The organism is Herminiimonas sp. GW821-FHT09C12, from assembly GCF_059416385.1.
On the sequence record NZ_JBWKPC010000002.1, the window covers coordinates 1,008,610 to 1,024,798 of the forward strand.

Here is a 16,189-nt window from a genome sequence, read left to right on the forward strand (position 1 = left end):
TTCCTATCGTGAATCAGACTATATCGTCATCAATCGAATGGCCGGCCGCTACCCACGCATCGATACCGCCGGTCAATGGCCGCACACGACGGTAACCGCGCGCCATCAACTTCTTGGCAACGCGAGCAGCAGACGCCTCATTGGGACAGGCACAATACACAATCACTTCTGAATCAAGTTCGGTGTTAATCACAAGTGCACTGATGTCGTCATCCGACAATATCATTGCACCGGGAATTTTTCCGCCTTGCTGCGCAAGTGCAGATCGTACATCGATGATAGTCGGTGGATTGCCCTCTTTCAGCAACTGATCAAGTTCATCGACCGTAATGCGCGCCATGCGCAAATCTTTCAAGAAACTGTGCCGCTGCCACCACTTCTTCGCAAGATACACGCCGAATACCAGCGCCACCAATACGATGCCCCACTTACCCAGATTCGCCAGGATATCGAGCAAGTCTGCAACCGCAGAGCTAAATAGAGAGCCAAGGAAGATAGCCGAGCCTGCCCATATCGCTGCGCCCAAGGCATCAAAGAAAATGAACTTGGCAGGACGCGTACCTATCGCACCGGCCAAAGCGCTGGCAACCGATGCGAAGCCAGGAATGAATTTCGCCACCAGCAAGGATGCAGGACCATAGCGCACATACATGGCTTCGGTTTGCCGTACGCAGGAATCAGGCGACAGGGAAATTTTGCACAAACGAGCCATTACACGTCCGCCGTAACGCCGCCCGGCCATATACCAGGCAAAGTCAGCAATCAAAGCGGCCACCACGGCAATCAGTAACAACATCGGTGCCGAATACTCACCTCGCCCCAGCAAAGCACCAGTGATCACCAAAGTTGGGTAAGCCGGTATCGGCGCGCCTAATTGCTCCAGCAACACATTGCCGAAAACAAAGATCAAGCCGTATTGTTCAATCAGATTAAGCAGGAAGCTCATGTCGTTTCAGCACGGTTAATTGTTGTATCCATCGTCATCGAAGCATAGCAGGCCATGACGCTCATCATGCAAGATTTCAGAAGAGCAACATGGCGAATCTTTCTCTATGCCGGCGGTCAAAAGAACTCAACCCGGCAAGGAGAACCTTATGCCACAGCCCAAACACATGATGGATGAAGCCGATATCGGTAGCGGAGAAAAGCATTCCAGCGACCACGATACGGAAGAAGAAATAAGGAAGATCAAGCGTCTTGATAAAGATCGCGTGTTGGTCGATATCAAGGAGGAAGAGAAGCTAAAGGGCTTGGTCGATGAAGATCACCCATTCCCATCGAAAGGCAATTGAGCCAGATACCGCGTACGAGAGCTGAACCGGCCTATTCTTGTACGCGATTGCCCATTACCTCACCCAACTGCACTGCACCGACAGGCTGCCATTTTTGGTTGAAGGCTAACGCACCTTTGGGGAACAACATTACTACGGTGGAGCCGAGCAGAAAGCGTCCCATCTCTTCGCCTTTTTTCAGCACCAGATGCTGTTGGTCGTAACGCCATTCACGCATTTCGCCCAAGCGCGGCGGATTGACCACACCATGCCATACCGTTTGCATGCTGCCGACGATGGTTGCACCAACCAGCGTCAATACAAACGGCCCAGTCTCACCTTCAAAGACACAGACAACACGCTCATTGCGGGCAAACAAACCCGGCACGCCGCGAGCCGTCGTCGGATTGACCGAGAATAAATCGCCCGGCACATAAATCATGCGCAGCAAGCGGCCATCGCAAGGCATGTGGATGCGGTGATAATCGCGCGGACTTAAATACAGTGTAGCGAAACTGCCGTTTTCAAATTGCGCAGCCAAATCGTGATCACCACCGACCAGCGCAGTGGTGGAATAGTTATGACCTTTGGCCTGAAAAATCTGATCTTTCTCGATTGCGCCGAACTGACTGATCGCACCATCGACCGGACAAATGTAAGCAGCATCCGCAATTGGCCGTGCGCCTGCGCGCAAGGCACGCGTGAAGAATTCATTAAAGCTGGCATAGCTGGCGATATTCGGATTCGCCGCTTCCGTCATATTGACGTTGTACTTGCCGACAAACCAGCGGATCAAGGAGGTCGTTAAAGGCCCTGCCTTGGCACCGGCGATTTTGCCTCCGAATGCGGTAAGCGCCTTTTTCGGGAGTAGATATTGCAGCAGAACAGACAGGCGATTGGACACGATGGATGGCTGGAAAAAGTGAGTGGCGTGATTGTAGCGGGTGTTCCGCTCTATGTATCTGAAGATGCCGTTTTGACGACCTTGATCCAGTCGATGAAAAACTCGCCATCCCTGCAGCAGCGGTGCGGCACACCGGCAAGTTGAAAACCGGGATAGCCGTCTTCCATCCAAACGTGTACCAAGGTATCGAACTCTTCAGGCTCCAGGCGCAACATTTGTGCAGAGACAACGAACTGCGCGCCGTCCTTCTGCTTTTTGACAATATCTTCTATCGTGGCCATCGCCATCCTCATTACGAAACAAAAACTGCCGTCATCATAGCTTTTGTTGCGCTGCAATTCCATTAATTGCGTCCCATATCCACTGTTTTCCTTAAAACAGCATCTGGCTACTTGCGCTTGCCTTTACTCTGCGCAGCCTTCATTTTTGGCGAAAACACCACCTGACAAGGGTCAGATTTAGGATTTGCACCATCCCAAATCGAGGTAGCAACAATGCTGACACCCCCAGTAACTATCGCGGCACCGATTCTTGCGATGGCTCCGACAACCCCGGATTCATCCAGATTCAATTGCGGCTTACTGATGGCACCGGTAATTCTCACTTCATCGGAGAAAGTGGTAATCCCCAGATTAATGCCTGATCGTGCTCGTACGCGACCATGCAAATCCAGCGTCTGCGTGTGTAAATCGATCTTGCCGCTGGTCAGCAACTGACTCGCATCACTACGCGCGCCAACTATCCCGCTGCCTTGCGCCACGCCAGATTGAAATGGCAAACGTGCACTCATACAAGAGAGATCGATACGGTTTGAACTTTTCGTGGAGAAAAGGCCAGTCAGCCAGAACTCTGCCTGACCAGCTTTGGGTGACATGATTTTTGCATCGCCAATACGAATATTGACTGGACCGCTTAAAGCAGCAGCCAACTCCTTCATCGATGCGCCAGTGGTAGATATCTGTGCATCGACCTTCATCGCACCGCCCGTAATGGCAATATTTTTGCCCGTCTCTTTAAACCACGAACCGAGAGATGTATCGTTCAATTGCAGATTCAGGCGCACCGCCTTCTTCTTTCCCTCCAACACCGCATCACCGGATGCGGAGCCACCCAACAACTTTCCTGCGAAGGTATTGATTGTCAGCTTATCGTCATTGAATGTCATTGCAGCAGCGGCATTTGTCACTTCGATACCTGAACGTAATTTCAAGGAAGCGATTGTTGCGTCAAACTTTCCATCGATACCATTCAAGGCGACAAGTAAGGGCCATGCGAGCGGCCCTTTGCTAAACAACTCGCCCTCTGATTTTGATGGCGCAGGTGGCTGACCAAGATCGAGCAAAGTCTGCACCATATCAATATGATCGGCTTGTACGCGCGCATTGATAACTGGCTTGCTACCTGCTCTGTTCCACTGCCCTTCTCCGGCAAGATTGAGCTTGCCTAGTTGTAGCTTGAGGTCTTTGACATCGATTTTCTTATCCGACATTTGTATGGCAACACTACCCTTTAACGCAGCTGGTGTAGCGCGATCGATGCTCAGAAAACCGAATATTTCCTGCATGGAGGCTGCATCTATCGTTGCAGTAATATCGAGATGTTGAAACGTACTATCTAGTGGAATTTTGCCCTTGATCGTGGCGAGCGCCTGACCGGACTTGGCTGTGATAGCGCCATTGGTGACTGCATTCGATACACCGATTGCAGACAAGTCATCCAGTTTTCCATCTAGCTGTAAGGCGTATTTGTCGCGCATAACACGCGTGCTAAAGACTATATTGCGCAAACCTGTATCAGCACTGGCTTGCAGGTTTTCCACTTGCCATATTTTTGCGTCGGTGTCGGGCTTGCGCAAACTGATCGTGCTGTTATCTGCCCGTAATCCTGTCAAAGCGAGCTGTGATAACGATGACTGCTGTGTTTGCGGCAAGTCCCAACTGCGTTGGCCGTCTTTTGCCACTTCGAGATTGATCTTCAAGCCATTAACGCGCACGCCCTTGAGGACAATATTTCCCGTCAATAGAGGAAATAGATCGAGCCGCACCTTGATGTCGGCGGCTTCGAGTAAAGACTTGTCTTGTGCCCACGCAGGATTCGAAATGGTGACGTCGGTCGCATGCAAACGCGGATAAGGAAAAACATCCAATGTCAGACCGCCGACAGTCAGATCGCGTGACCAGGTTTGTTTGACAGTATCGCGTGCAAGATCTTTCAAATGCGCGCTATCGGTCAGGCGATTCAAGGTGAATGCAGCGATTACCAGCACAAGCGCCAAACCAGCGACGCCCCACAGCACTCCTTTTTGCCACTTGCGCATGCGATATATCCTTGTATCGAACCGACGTTTCGCTACGGATTACTGCGATAGCCTGTGATCGAGGATATATCAGATGTGCAAAGGCGTCACTCAAACTTGGACGCGCCCTTGCATACATTATGAATTACACGTGGATTTATGCAGGCTTCAGCAACGCAGGCTGCACGCCATTCAACAGATAGTCGATTAATTCACGTACTGGACGAATTGCCGCACCAAATGGCAAACGCTCCGAGCCACGGAAGAACAAGCCGCGCTTCACATCACCTTCCAGCGCAAAGCCAAGTTGTGTATCGATGCAGAACTGTCCTGCCTTGCTTATGCCATCACGCAAACCGCATTGATGCAGGCAATCGAAACCAACCGTGCATTCTTTCGGCCCTGCTTTGCGCTGCAGCTTTTCTTCTTTATCCAAATAATTGGCCAGCCATTGCGTTTTCACCGCTCGCGCAGGCAAGCCGGCGCAGCTCATGAAGGTGACGATATCTTCCGGTTTGGCTTGTGTCAGCACGTGCTTGAAGTTGATATGCGCATCGCCTTCTTCCGTAACGGCGAAAGGCGTACCAAGTTGTACTGCGCTGGCACCAAGTGCAAACAATTCACGTATCTGTTCTGGGCTATGAATGCCGCCGGCCGTGATCAAAGGGATGTTCTCTCGTTCAATGCCCAATTGTTTGAATAGCTCCAGCGTTCCTTCCAGCACGACTGAGTATGAGAAATGTGGATCGTTCACACTATCCAGACCTGCTGCACCGAGATGACCGGCTGCGTATTGCGGATTCTCGATCACGATGGCATCTGGCAAGCGATTCTTGCGCATCCATTTTTTCAATATCAATGCAATGCCACGGACATCGGACAAAATCGGCATCAATGCAACGTTTGGATAGTCGCTCGTCAGTTCCGGCAAATCCATAGGCAAGCCTGCGCCCACCACGATGGCATCGGCACCGCTTTCGCAGGATTGCTGAACATAAGCGGCGTATTCCGCTACTGCGCGCATCACATTGACGGCGATCATGCCGTTACCTGCTGCAATCTCTTTCGCAGCACGTATCTCGCGGTCTAGTGCAATCAGATTGACTTTATTGATCAATGCCTTGTCGCGCGACTTATCTGTCTGTGTCATCAAGTCGGCATGATGCCTGCGCAAATCAACGCTGGAAATTGTGCCCACTGCACCCAGTTTGGCAACATTGCCAGCCAGACGATGCGCAGAAACACCTACACCCATACCGCCCTGCACGATGGGCAATAACAATTTATTTTTCAGTTTCAATTTAGGAAACGCAGTATCTGACACTATTACCCTTCAGTTGCCATAGAGATGACTGACTGTAGCAAAGGGAAATGAGAACGAATTGATGTGGATCAAAAATGATGCAAACTGAGCTGCAATGCGGGTCTTGAAGCAGCGACAAGTCGTCACCATCATTTCCCTTGTAGATTGCTGTCGTGCCCATTACCATTCAGAGACATCTCATCAGGGAGCATGCTTATGCCGCATCACCGTTCCGAGAAACACTTTAACGGCCGTATAGGCTGGTTACGTGCAGCAGTACTCGGCGCAAATGACGGCATTATCTCCACCGCTTGTCTGTTGCTCGGCGTGGCGTCTGCCAATGTCGCACGTCATGAACTACTGATTACCGGCGTTGCTGCACTGGTTGCAGGTGCCATGTCGATGGCTGCCGGCGAATATGTCTCCGTCAGTTCGCAATCGGATACCGAAAAAGCCGAACTGGATCGCGAACGCAAAGAACTGGAAGAACAACCCGATGCCGAACATCGCGAATTGGCATCCATCTATGTCGCGCGCGGTGTAACGCCTGATGTAGCCAAGCAAGTTGCACAACAGTTGATGGCACATGATGCCCTGAGCGCACATGCGCGCGATGAACTTGGCATCCATGAAGCATCGGCAGCGCGCCCGGTGGAAGCCGCGATCACTTCAGCCATTACATTCTCGGTTGGTGCTGCACTTCCATTACTGACAGCATTGATTACACCAACAACCTTCCTGGTACCGGCGCTGGGCTTGACCTCCATGTTTTTCCTGGTGGGTCTGGGCATACTGGCAGCCAAGGCTGGCGGTGCGCCTTTGCTACCGGCCGCCTTGCGCGTTGGATTCTGGGGTGCGTTGGCCATGATTGTCACCTCCGTCATAGGAAAGATATTCGGTACCTTTGTTTAAGCACTCATAGAGTTTCCCCTGATTCATTTACGAGGTCGTAACCATGAAATTCAAGGACTATTACGAAACGCTAGGCGTCAAACGCGATGCAACACAGGATGAAATCAAAAGCGCATATCGCAAACTGGCGCGCAAATATCACCCCGATGTCAGCAAGGAAACAGACGCCGAAGCACGCTTCAAGGAAATGGGCGAAGCCTACAAGGTATTGAAAGATCCCGAGAAGCGCGCATCCTACGATCAGCTCGGTGCCAACTGGCAAAACGGACAGGATTTCCAACCGCCGCCAAATGGCGATGCCGGATTCGAATTCAGCGGCCGCGGCGGACATGCTGGTTTCGGCGAAGGAACAGACTTCGGCGATTATTTCGAACAAATATTTGGTCAACAAACCGGTCGTGGACGCGGCCATCGACGCTCCGTACATGCACAAGGCGAAGATCATCACGCCAAGGTGCAAATCGATCTGGAAGATGCCTACCGCGGTGCCGAGCGCACCATTTCATTGCGCATGCCGGTAGTCGATGAAAACGGCCACGTCGTCACCAAGGATCGCACGCTCAACGTCACCATTCCAAAAGGTATACGCGCAGGTCAAACCTTGCGTCTGGCGGGACAAGGCGGTCCCGGTATAGGTGAAGGAAAAGCCGGCGACCTCTATCTGGAAATCGCCTTCCGTCCGCACCCACGCTATCGGGTTGATGGACGCGATGTGTATTTCGATTTGCCATTGGCACCGTGGGAAGCCGCTTTGGGTGCCAGCGTCAAAGTACCAACACCTGAAGGTTCAGTCGAACTGACGATTCCGCCTAACTCTGCTTCGGGACGCAAACTGAGACTCAGAGGAAAAGGCATACCCGGCAAAGAAGCTGGCGATCTGTACGTCGTGCTGACGATCGCATTACCGCCAGCAGATACAGACAAGGCAAAAGAGGCTTATCGCACGCTGCAGGAAGCCTTCGATTTCAACCCACGCGCATCTCTGTAAGGAGTCATCACCATGAGCCAGACAACAATTCATTGCCAGGTGGTTGAAGAGGAAATGCATCTCACGCTGATCGAACTGTCGCAGGCATCCAATGCCTCGGAAGAATTGATTACGGCGTGGGTCTTCGAAGGTGTGCTGCAACCTGCCGGACAACAAGCGCAAGAATGGCAATTTAGCGGAGCTTCATTGCAGCGTGCTCGCATAGCGCAGCACTTAACGCAGGATCTGGAAGTCAACACACCCGGTGTTGCGCTGGCACTTGATCTGCTGGATCAGATTGAATCGCTGAAAGCACAGCTCAAACGAAAGAGCCACTACTAGATGGCACAGCATAGGCGGCTGATGCTTAAAGGACATCTTCCAATGTCCTCACATCAGCCTATTAAACACATGATTCAAGCACAACTAGAAACTACCTCTCTACTTTCGAGCCAAACGAGCATTCAGACTACTCGGCACCTGTAAATCTTAGTGTTCGCGTGCGTAACGGCCTGGAGGTTGACCCACGTGCCGACTGAATGCAGTACTGAAAGTACTGGCAGAACCATAGCCGACTCGTTCTGCAACCTCGATAAGCGGAATGTCCTGATTGCGGAGCAAATCCTTCGCGACGGCCATACGCCAGGCTAGCAAGTACTCCATCGGTGCCAAACCAACAGTGCGCGTGAAGCGATCAAAGAAGGCTGAACGTGACAGCGCAACCTTCTTCGCAAGCTGTGCGACAGTCCAACTTTGGGCGAGATCACTATGCATCTGCTGCATCGCCATAGCAATACGAGCGTCAGCCAAACCACGCAGCAATCCGGGAGAAGAATGTTGCTCCGAAGTTGAGCGCAGTGCTTCGACCAGCAACACGTCCACCAGTCGCGTGAGCACTAGTTCACGACCAGATCTTTGATCATTTGCCTCATCAGCAACGAGCTTTACCAATATGGAAAGGCGCTCGGCACCGCGTATATGCACTAGAGCAGGCAACAGCGATACCAATAATGCGGCATCGGGCGAGTCGAAGACAAAATAACCACCCAACAAACGTACGTCTGGATGTCCATCTTGTCTGCCGTGGCGAATGTCCTCCGTTGGCGCAGGTGCATCCTTCGGATTGATGACTTGGGACTCTACTGGATCGAAACCCGACATGGTAAATCCAGGTGTTGCGGGCAAGAGTACGAAGTCGCCCGCCTCAAGTGTCAGCGTATCTTGACCATCGACGGCAAGAAGACAACTCCCCTCAAGCACTGCACAGAAACTTGGTTGGCCAAAATCGGAGTAACGCACACCCCAGGCACCAGCTCCACTAATGCCCTTGGAAAACACAGTGCGCGGCCTGAGCAAGGTGATGACATCTGATAGCGGATCGCTCATTTTGGACTACTGGAGAATAAATTAGGACTTTTGATTATAGATCGTCTTGATTTCCATCGCTATAGTTGCTGTTATCAAAACCACCTTGGAAATACACATCATGAAGACTGTTCTCATTACGGGTTGCTCTTCCGGCTACGGCCTCGAAACTGCTCGATACTTTCATTCGCAAGGCTGGAATGTCATTGCGACCATGCGAACACCGCGCGCGAACCTCTTGCCCGTATCGGATCGCTTGTGCATATTGGCACTCGATGTGACGAAACCAGAAAGCATTGCGGCTGCACTGCACGCAACTGGTCCGATCGATATACTGATAAATAACGCTGGTATCGGTCTGTTCGGTGCGTTCGAAGTAACGCCTATGAGTACGACACGCGAGATATTCGAAACTAACACCTTTGGTGTAATGGCAATGACGCAGGCAATTCTGCCGCAATTCCGCACGCGTAAGTCTGGCATGATCATCAACGTGACATCCAGCGCAACATTAGCGCCGTTTCCACTGGTAGCGGTCTACACAGCAAGCAAAACAGCGATCGAGGGTTTCACCGCTTCGCTGGCGCTCGAACTGGAAGCGTTTAATGTGCAAGTCAAATTGGTCGAACCTGGCTACGGACCAAGTACAAGCTTTACAAGTAATGCAGGATCACGCATGGATGGTTTGATCCCTGAAGCATATGCATCTTTCGCGCAAAGTATTTTTACATCGTTCGCCCAACCGTCTGCAGTCACCACGGAATCCGACGTTGCTAAGGAGGTATGGCGTGCTGCAAATGATGTGTCAATGCAGCTTCGGTTTGCAGCTGGAGCAGATGCGGTGGCGCTCGTTAATCAATCACCGCTCTAATTTGGTAATGACTACGTGTGCTGATTTTTGTCAAGGTAGAACTACTCCGGCTTGCGCGACACTTTGACTTGAAGAAAATTTCAACCTCTCAGTGACATATGCTCATTGGGAGGAACTGCCTTCCGAGTTGAATTACTAGAACGTTAACGCACATCAGAGGATGTGCTGCCGCAAGATGACATTTCTCCTTCGCGTATTGCTTGGGTATACTGTCGGATCAAATACTCACGGCAATGCGGCACGCCACAATACTTATGGAGAATGTATGAACACGAAGTGGAGAATAATAATTACGATATTTGTAATTGGTGTAAGCGCAATTTCTTTGTATATGAATCCGTAACAAGAACAACGGCCCATCTATCTTGAAGCAACCGATACAGGCTTGGTCGGTTGCTTACTTACTTCAAACCAATTTCACGCAAGTACTTCAGCGTTCCGGGATGCAACATTTGCGTCTCCGGCACAGCTGATGCCGTATTCGACGCTGTCGTTTCCCGCGCCTGTCGCCATAATTTTGCAATCACCGGCTCTCCTTTGTGCAGCGCACGTGTCAATCGATACGCTGTGTCATCAGGTAACGTCGGACGAGCCATGATGAAGCTCCATGACCCCAAGGAAGACAACGCTGTCGTTTGGCCGTTGAAACTATTTGGCGGTACGACCAAAGGTTTGAGGAATGCGTGTCGTCCACGTATTGCTGCGATCTCTTTTTCACTAGGCACAATGAAGCGTCCGCCAGCAGGCGCGTTCGTCACCGCAGTAAAGCCGGGCCAACCACTACCCCCGCCCCACAAAGCAGCCACTCGACCGTCAGCAACCATCGCAGGCCCATCGCTCGCTCGTTCCAGGTACACCGCCTGAAAATCCTTATCCATGTTGAGTCCCAAACCATTCAGCATGTAACGAGCAAGGATCACTAGCCCGGAGCCACTCGCACCGAAGGCCACCGGTTTGCCTCGCAAGTCATCGATGCTGCGATAAGGAGTATCTGCACGCACTACAAACATGCCTGGAGTGGAATACATTGCCGAGATGATTTTGAGATTGGACGGCAGCCGCCCTATTCCTTCCAAAGCTTCGTACGCAGCCTCGCCTTGCACTAGCGCAATGTCGAGCGTGCCAGCCTCCAGTGATGGAATATTCTCGGCGCTGCCTTTGGTATTCCGCGCTTCTATCACCAGATTCGGATCGGTTTGTGCCACAGCACGAACGACTGCATCGCCATAGAGAGGAAAACCCCCACCAGGTGTGGCTGTTCCCATCACTAAGTGAATAGTGTCTGCTGCCGTGGCTGGTGCACAGACCATGATTAATACACTGATGAGTAAGGCCGATCGAACGTATCCAAGCATTGCCATCTCCTTGACGTTGATTTTTAAGCAATGTGTCTATTTAGGCAATCATAGCTCAATGCATACCTTGCATAAGGATTTAGATTAATTGACTAATTAAAGCTCAAACCTTATAGTGAACATGTTCACTCAAGGATAATGTTTCATTATAAAAACATGCCCACACCCGATCAGCAAGCGCGCACACATAGAGATCGTCAGAAGGCTGAAACACGTCGACTCATACTCGAATCCGCCTACACCCTCTTTCAGCAGCAAGGTTACGATGCCACAACCATGCGCCAGTTAGCCACGCATTGCGGCGTGGGGCTTGGTACCTTGTTCAAACACTTCCCAGACAAGCCTGCCATTCTGGTGACAGCCTTTGAAGAAGATATTGGGCGTGTGCTATCCGAGGCATTTTCAACACTACCGAAGAATGGGCTGCACAAACAACTAAGGCATGTCCTCACCTGCGTGTACACCTATTACGCGAATCATCCTGCCTTCTCCAGAGTGCTGGTGCAGGAGTCGCTGTTTCTATCCGGAGCTGCAGGCCAGACTATTCATGCGCAGACCATGTCATTTCTCGAGAACATCAGTGCGCTCTTCGCCAAATCTGTAGAGAAGAAGGAAATTGCACCCTACGCCAATGCGATGGATGTCGTGCTTAGTTTTTGGTCTTTTTATTTAATGGGACTAACGGTCGGCCTGCGTGAAGAAGAGTTCAACGTGGAGGCACAAGTATCGCTCGTCAGCTCCTTGCTGCAAACACACTACCCCGTTTTAGCAAAATAATTCAACATTGAGTGAGTGCCGCAAATGAAAATAGGTATACAGACTTGGGGCAGTGACGGCGACATTCTCCCATTCATGGCGCTGGCGACGGGCTTGCAGGTGGCAGGACATCAAGTCACCGTCGCGTACACCAGCGTTGATAACAAGAATTACGATGCATACGCCACGCTTGACGACTTCAAATGCGTCAAAGCTTTTGATGAATTCACCGTCGGCATGCACGACGTGCTGGCACCCATCGTCCTGACGAAAGATCCGTTGAAACAGTTCATTATGGTCATGGAGAAATTTTATGACCCGGCAGTCGAGGCGATGTACGACGCTTCCCGACAACTGTGCTTGGAAAACGACATAGTCGTTGGTCACATGATGAATCACACCTTATTGACGGCGGCAGAAAAATTTAACCGGCCACGCGTATCGGTAGCTTTGGCACCTTTGGCCATACGCACGAAATACATTCCCTTGTTCGGCCCAAACTTAGGCTCGATTCTTAATCGCATTACCTGGATGTTGGGTGACTATGTAGGACGCAAAAAACTGTTTACGCGCGCAGAAGCTATCCGACAACGAGAAGGCCTGCCGCCACTGCAGAGCTTGCAGCAGCAACTATATGTTTCCAAGGATCTGACTTTAGTCGCATCGAGTCCAACGCTCACCGTGAGGCGACCTGACTGGGCACCTCATATTCAAATTTGCGGAGACTTCAGATTTGAAGAATCAGATCGATATATCCCCATGCCGGATGGCCTGGATGATTTTATCAATGCAGGTGCGCCACCGGTTTATGTCACCTTTGGATCGCTTGGGCCTTTTGAAAGCGAAATCATCGACAACTTGATTTTCGATGCCATCGAAAAAGTCGGATGCAGAGCTGTGATCCAATCAGCGTGGAATGGAAAAACAGGATCCAATATTTTTCGCTGCAACAGTGCGCCGCATGCGCAAGTTTTCCCACGCTGTGCCGCAGTTGTTCATCATGGCGGAGCCGGCACGACGCACTCTGCGCTCAGAGCAGGTTGCACATCCATTGTTGTCGAACACGCTTTTGATCAGCAATTCTGGGGAAGCGAATTGCAAAAGCTGGGCGCTGGCGGCGAAGTGTTACACCGAAATACTTTGACCGTAGAAGGACTTGCAAAGGCTATTCAAAAAACCATCAATGACGACGGCATGCAAAGTACGGCAAAGTCACTAGGCCGAACAATGCGGTTTGAGAATGGTGTGCAGCGAGCTATAGAGTTAATAGAAGAAAAGTTTCTTACTCAAATCACCTGACTACGCTCAAACCAAACGTTCAAGTTTTACAACTGGTATTTGCAAGCGCTTTTCAATCAGCCTCACGCAATAAGCGCATGCCTACCAGTGTGTAACGCGTATCTTGTGAATTCCAGTTGCGATAGGACGAGCGTGCGTAGAACGACCACGTGTGCCATGAACCACCACGGCGCACGCGTACCGTACCTTCTGCCGGTCCTTTAGGATCATCCAGCGGTGAGTTGGCATAATATTTATCGTCGTGCCAATCTGCAGTCCACTCCCATGCATTGCCGTGTATATCGTAAAGACCAAAGGCATTCGGTGCGAAGCTGCCAACTGGAGCCGTAAAAGGGAAGCCATCGCGCCCAGCTAGTGCAAACTTTGCCCACTGCTGCCAATTTTTTGCCGTGTCGGCATCGAATACATTGCCTGCACTTAGCAAAGACTGTGGATCGTCGCCGGTGTAATAGTGTGTTTTCGTGCCGGCACGTCCCGCGTATTCCCACTCTGCTTCAGATGGCAAACGGTAAGTACGCCCTTCTGTTTTGCTCAGCCATTTGCACATGGCCACCGCATCGTTCCAGGTAATGTTCACTACCGGATGATCATCACCTTGCGGAAAGCCTGGATTACGCCACGAATATTTTGGATTGCGTCCGTCAAAAGCATCGCCACGCGCAGATTTGGCTGGGTCGTAATCCGGGTTGTAACCATAGCCGCCGGTGCCATCTGCTTCCGATTCCGGCTTGTAACCCGATGCATCGAGAAAGCGTCGAAACTCGCCAACCGTCACCTCATATTGACCGAAATAAAAAGCACGCGTAATACGCACCTTATGTGCCGGCGCTTCATCGATCAATTCCATGAAGCGTTTGTGGTCATATTGCGGATAAGATTTGGCGAGGGAATCCGGCGACTCATCGCTGCCCATGACAAACTCTCCTGCCGGGATCAGCACAAACTTCATGCCCAAGGAATTCTGAATACTAGGCTCCGACGACCACGCGCATGAAGCTGTCAGAGTAAGGCCAAGAAAAAGTATCGTCCGTATGTGCATAGCAACTTAAGGGTAAGAAAAAATGCCAAACCCTCGGACTCCACTATGAGGGAACATCGCTTCATGCTGACACGAAAAAATCGGCAGTGCAATATCGTGCATGCATAAGATTTGAACGTGTTTCAATCACAGACAAAAGTCTCATCTCAAGACGTATACCGCAGGTTGATAGCAGCTATCTCTGGCATAATTCGACAGATGAGAATCGCCCCATCCAGTCCTACTATCACAGCCTTATTTTCGCTTCAGGCAAACGTGTTCGGCATCCAGGCAGAATGAAAGTCGTCACCTCATGCTGACGATGGCAAGCGCAGCCATCATGCTGCCTGCAATACTACTGACCGGTGCCTTGATAGGTGCTTGCGGTATCGGCGGCGTACTGCTGGTTCCGATACTCACGCATCTGGGTGGCATCCCCTTACCTCAAGCAATTGCCGCTGCATCCCTCAGTTTTGCCTTGCCCGCACTGGTCGCCTTGCGCCCTATGCGGCACCAACCCGAACTGCTGACACGTTGCCTACCGCTGTTAGCGGGAGCATTGCTGGGTGCTGCAGGTGGAGCGCTGACGGTGCATTTGCTATCGGCCAAAAGTCTGATGTTGGGCGTCATGTTGCTGGTTTTGTTCGCGGGCTGGCGCGGCTTGCGATCAGCGCATATCGCAGTAACTCCGGCAGATATACTCGGCAGAAATATATTGTTTGTATTGGGCGCCATGGTGGGTTTTGGTTCGGCACTGACCGGCACTGGTGGTCCAGTCCTGATCCTGCCGCTCTTGATGCTGATGCGGCAACCTCTGCTCTTCGCAGTCATCGCGTCGCAAGCGATACAGTTTCCAATCGCGCTTGCCAGCAGTACAGTGCACGCACTGGAAGGACGACTGGATATCAAGCTTGCCGCCATCTGTGGCGTGCTCATGTTGATAGGATCGTTTGCCGGGCAACGTGTTGCCGCAGGTTGGAATGTCACTCAGTTGCAGCGCATAGTGGCAGTTCTGCTACTGGCAGTTGGCACCTGGTTTGCCTGGCTCTTGCTGCATTGATTGCTTTAGCGCGCCATCTTCTGCTCTAGCAAGGCTTTCACATCGCTCCATTCGGAATCGATGATGCTGAAACGTACCGAGTTGCGCTTGCGCCCATCCGGCATAATCCGCTCGTGCCTGACGATGCCTTCCTGTTTTGCCCCTATACGTAAAATCGCAACACGTGATTTTTCATTCAATTCATCTGTCGTGAATTGCACGCGTATCGCTTGCATAGCTTCGAAGGCATGCGTTAGCAGCAGATATTTAGCTTCTGTATTGATGCCCGAACGTTGGGTTGAACTGCCCAACCAGGTATGGCCGATTTCCATTTTCCGGTTCGCCAAATCGATCTTCCAGAAACGTGTGCTGCCGACAATCTGTCCAGTATCACGTCTGATGATGACAAAGGGCATCACCGTTCCTGCCTGACGTCCCTCCAATGCGGCAGCAATGTACTTACCTACAGTGTCAGGACCAGGAATAATCGTAACCTTCATATTCCACAATTCGCCGTCTGCCGCCGCAGCGACAAGACTGGCCGCATCTTCTGCTTGTAAAGGTCGGAGTTCAACCGTTGGCCCTATCAAGGTCGGCTGGATTAATGGCGTGGCGTTAGCGTTCATTTGCGATCAATGTGCGTCAAAGGACTTTCATCATAAAGCGTCACAGAATATTTTTCCCAGCGATTTTCGAATAAACATTTGAATACAACAAGGGGCATATCTACAGAAATAACGTCAAGCCAACAACTTCCTCCATTGCTCGCTTCTTCATATTTATCCCCAAAAGTTATCCCCATATTTTGTGCACAGGCTTGTGCATAACTCCGG

At 51.1% G+C, this 16,189-nt stretch carries 17 protein-coding genes; 8 read left to right on the forward strand and 9 right to left on the reverse strand.

The genetic code is table 11. The annotated features are described in order from the left end of the window. Window positions 1-13: 13 nt before the first annotated feature. The gene (locus tag AC07N2_RS14635; RefSeq protein ID WP_494778907.1) at window positions 14-946 is read right to left on the reverse strand and encodes a DedA family protein/thiosulfate sulfurtransferase GlpE; all 933 of its coding nucleotides are present in this window, start codon (window positions 944-946) and stop codon (window positions 14-16) included. 148 nt (window positions 947-1,094) lie between these two features. On the opposite strand from AC07N2_RS14635, the gene AC07N2_RS14640 reads away from it, so the two are divergent. Continuing rightward, complete coding sequence (locus AC07N2_RS14640) at window positions 1,095-1,292, forward strand: hypothetical protein (protein WP_494778908.1); 198 nt, start codon at window positions 1,095-1,097, stop codon at window positions 1,290-1,292. A gap of 31 nt (window positions 1,293-1,323) precedes the next feature. Here AC07N2_RS14640 and asd read toward each other — a convergent pair whose 3' ends face one another. From asd to AC07N2_RS14660, 4 genes are all read right to left on the reverse strand, one after another. After that, window positions 1,324-2,175, reverse strand: a complete 852-nt coding sequence (gene asd / locus AC07N2_RS14645) for an archaetidylserine decarboxylase (RefSeq protein WP_494778909.1) — start codon at window positions 2,173-2,175, stop codon at window positions 1,324-1,326. 50 nt (window positions 2,176-2,225) lie between these two features. Further along, window positions 2,226-2,519, reverse strand: a complete 294-nt coding sequence (locus AC07N2_RS14650) for a hypothetical protein (RefSeq protein ID WP_494778910.1) — start codon at window positions 2,517-2,519, stop codon at window positions 2,226-2,228. Window positions 2,520-2,563: 44 nt separating this feature from the next. Next, the gene (locus tag AC07N2_RS14655) at window positions 2,564-4,492 is read right to left on the reverse strand and encodes an AsmA family protein (protein ID WP_494778911.1); all 1,929 of its coding nucleotides are present in this window, start codon (window positions 4,490-4,492) and stop codon (window positions 2,564-2,566) included. 136 nt (window positions 4,493-4,628) lie between these two features. Beyond that, window positions 4,629-5,795 (reverse strand): NAD(P)H-dependent flavin oxidoreductase, encoded by a 1,167-nt coding sequence (locus AC07N2_RS14660; protein WP_494778912.1) that lies wholly within the window; start codon window positions 5,793-5,795, stop codon window positions 4,629-4,631. Between the two features lie 195 nt (window positions 5,796-5,990). Here AC07N2_RS14660 and AC07N2_RS14665 point away from each other — a divergent pair, with 195 nt between their 5' ends. The 3 genes from AC07N2_RS14665 to AC07N2_RS14675 are packed head-to-tail and all read left to right on the forward strand — an operon-like array spanning window position 5,991 to window position 7,995. Then, on the forward strand, window positions 5,991-6,686 hold the full coding sequence (locus tag AC07N2_RS14665) for a VIT1/CCC1 transporter family protein (protein ID WP_494778913.1): 696 nt from the start codon (window positions 5,991-5,993) through the stop codon (window positions 6,684-6,686). Between the two features lie 43 nt (window positions 6,687-6,729). Then, a complete protein-coding gene (locus tag AC07N2_RS14670; RefSeq protein WP_494778914.1) occupies window positions 6,730-7,674 on the forward strand; it encodes a DnaJ C-terminal domain-containing protein in 945 nt (314 codons plus the stop codon). Between the two features lie 12 nt (window positions 7,675-7,686). Next, window positions 7,687-7,995, forward strand: coding sequence for a chaperone modulator CbpM (locus AC07N2_RS14675; RefSeq protein ID WP_494778915.1), 309 nt, complete (start codon window positions 7,687-7,689; stop codon window positions 7,993-7,995). A 147-nt stretch (window positions 7,996-8,142) separates the two neighbouring features. Here AC07N2_RS14675 and AC07N2_RS14680 read toward each other — a convergent pair whose 3' ends face one another. Beyond that, window positions 8,143-9,039, reverse strand: a complete 897-nt coding sequence (locus AC07N2_RS14680) for an AraC family transcriptional regulator (RefSeq protein WP_494778916.1) — start codon at window positions 9,037-9,039, stop codon at window positions 8,143-8,145. A 100-nt stretch (window positions 9,040-9,139) separates the two neighbouring features. Between AC07N2_RS14680 and AC07N2_RS14685 the strand changes: the two genes are divergently transcribed. Continuing rightward, window positions 9,140-9,889, forward strand: coding sequence for an SDR family oxidoreductase (locus AC07N2_RS14685; protein ID WP_494778917.1), 750 nt, complete (start codon window positions 9,140-9,142; stop codon window positions 9,887-9,889). Between the two features lie 401 nt (window positions 9,890-10,290). Here AC07N2_RS14685 and AC07N2_RS14690 read toward each other — a convergent pair whose 3' ends face one another. Beyond that, window positions 10,291-11,244, reverse strand: a complete 954-nt coding sequence (locus AC07N2_RS14690) for a TAXI family TRAP transporter solute-binding subunit (protein ID WP_494778918.1) — start codon at window positions 11,242-11,244, stop codon at window positions 10,291-10,293. A gap of 156 nt (window positions 11,245-11,400) precedes the next feature. Here AC07N2_RS14690 and AC07N2_RS14695 point away from each other — a divergent pair, with 156 nt between their 5' ends. Beyond that, window positions 11,401-12,021, forward strand: coding sequence for a TetR/AcrR family transcriptional regulator (locus AC07N2_RS14695; RefSeq protein WP_494778919.1), 621 nt, complete (start codon window positions 11,401-11,403; stop codon window positions 12,019-12,021). Window positions 12,022-12,237: 216 nt separating this feature from the next. Continuing rightward, complete coding sequence (locus AC07N2_RS14700; RefSeq protein WP_494778920.1) at window positions 12,238-13,299, forward strand: glycosyltransferase; 1,062 nt, start codon at window positions 12,238-12,240, stop codon at window positions 13,297-13,299. A 52-nt stretch (window positions 13,300-13,351) separates the two neighbouring features. Here AC07N2_RS14700 and AC07N2_RS14705 read toward each other — a convergent pair whose 3' ends face one another. After that, the gene (locus AC07N2_RS14705; protein ID WP_494778921.1) at window positions 13,352-14,338 is read right to left on the reverse strand and encodes a formylglycine-generating enzyme family protein; all 987 of its coding nucleotides are present in this window, start codon (window positions 14,336-14,338) and stop codon (window positions 13,352-13,354) included. Window positions 14,339-14,630: 292 nt separating this feature from the next. Between AC07N2_RS14705 and AC07N2_RS14710 the strand changes: the two genes are divergently transcribed. Beyond that, window positions 14,631-15,377: a sulfite exporter TauE/SafE family protein gene (locus AC07N2_RS14710; protein WP_494778922.1), complete on the forward strand. Its 747-nt coding sequence runs from the start codon at window positions 14,631-14,633 to the stop codon at window positions 15,375-15,377. Window positions 15,378-15,382: 5 nt separating this feature from the next. Here the strand turns inward: AC07N2_RS14710 and AC07N2_RS14715 are convergent, their stop codons facing one another. Beyond that, window positions 15,383-15,982, reverse strand: a complete 600-nt coding sequence (locus AC07N2_RS14715) for a GNAT family N-acetyltransferase (RefSeq protein ID WP_494778923.1) — start codon at window positions 15,980-15,982, stop codon at window positions 15,383-15,385. Window positions 15,983-16,189: the final 207 nt, after the last annotated feature.

Excerpts from the sequence above, each read along its gene's own strand:
- AC07N2_RS14635 (WP_494778907.1), bottom strand. The coding sequence starts at position 946 with ATGAGCTTCCTGCTTAATCTGATTGAACAATACGGCTTGATCTTTGTT.
- AC07N2_RS14640 (WP_494778908.1), top strand. The coding sequence starts at position 1,095 with ATGCCACAGCCCAAACACATGATGGATGAAGCCGATATCGGTAGCGGA.
- AC07N2_RS14650 (WP_494778910.1), bottom strand. The coding sequence starts at position 2,519 with ATGGAATTGCAGCGCAACAAAAGCTATGATGACGGCAGTTTTTGTTTC.
- AC07N2_RS14655 (WP_494778911.1), bottom strand. The coding sequence starts at position 4,492 with ATGCGCAAGTGGCAAAAAGGAGTGCTGTGGGGCGTCGCTGGTTTGGCG.
- AC07N2_RS14665 (WP_494778913.1), top strand. The coding sequence starts at position 5,991 with ATGCCGCATCACCGTTCCGAGAAACACTTTAACGGCCGTATAGGCTGG.
- AC07N2_RS14670 (WP_494778914.1), top strand. The coding sequence starts at position 6,730 with ATGAAATTCAAGGACTATTACGAAACGCTAGGCGTCAAACGCGATGCA.
- AC07N2_RS14675 (WP_494778915.1), top strand. The coding sequence starts at position 7,687 with ATGAGCCAGACAACAATTCATTGCCAGGTGGTTGAAGAGGAAATGCAT.
- AC07N2_RS14680 (WP_494778916.1), bottom strand. The coding sequence starts at position 9,039 with ATGAGCGATCCGCTATCAGATGTCATCACCTTGCTCAGGCCGCGCACT.
- AC07N2_RS14685 (WP_494778917.1), top strand. The coding sequence starts at position 9,140 with ATGAAGACTGTTCTCATTACGGGTTGCTCTTCCGGCTACGGCCTCGAA.
- AC07N2_RS14690 (WP_494778918.1), bottom strand. The coding sequence starts at position 11,244 with ATGCTTGGATACGTTCGATCGGCCTTACTCATCAGTGTATTAATCATG.
- AC07N2_RS14695 (WP_494778919.1), top strand. The coding sequence starts at position 11,401 with ATGCCCACACCCGATCAGCAAGCGCGCACACATAGAGATCGTCAGAAG.
- AC07N2_RS14700 (WP_494778920.1), top strand. The coding sequence starts at position 12,238 with ATGCACGACGTGCTGGCACCCATCGTCCTGACGAAAGATCCGTTGAAA.
- AC07N2_RS14705 (WP_494778921.1), bottom strand. The coding sequence starts at position 14,338 with ATGCACATACGGACGATACTTTTTCTTGGCCTTACTCTGACAGCTTCA.
- AC07N2_RS14710 (WP_494778922.1), top strand. The coding sequence starts at position 14,631 with ATGCTGACGATGGCAAGCGCAGCCATCATGCTGCCTGCAATACTACTG.
- AC07N2_RS14715 (WP_494778923.1), bottom strand. The coding sequence starts at position 15,982 with ATGAACGCTAACGCCACGCCATTAATCCAGCCGACCTTGATAGGGCCA.